The sequence below is a fragment of the Photobacterium sp. DNB22_13_2 genome (assembly GCF_052873915.1).
This window is the reverse complement of sequence record NZ_JBNNXU010000265.1, coordinates 1-241: the sequence shown is the minus strand read 5'-3', so window position 1 is coordinate 241 and position 241 is coordinate 1. Positions and strand designations below refer to the sequence as shown.

Sequence of the window (241 nt, the reverse complement as noted above, 5' to 3'; positions counted from 1 at the left end):
CGCCAGCAAGACGCCAGCGGCGATACCGCGCGCGGCCAGCGGCAGGGTCACGCGAAAGAACACGGCGGCTTCCGGCAGGCCGAGCACGCGGGCGGCATTCTCGAGCTGATGGTCGACGCCCTCAAATGCGGCACGGGCCGATTTCATGACCAGCGGAAACGCCACCACAGTCGAGGCAATGACCGCCCCTTGCCACGTGAAGACCAGCTGGATACCAACGCTGTCGAGCCATGCGCCGACC

1 protein-coding gene is annotated in these 241 nt (G+C 67.2%); it reads right to left on the bottom strand.

The genetic code is table 11. From position 1 onward, the window contains the following. Positions 1–241 (bottom strand): ABC transporter permease subunit (locus tag ACVA58_RS28605; RefSeq protein ID WP_446513608.1); only part of this gene is annotated, 241 nt, incomplete at both ends.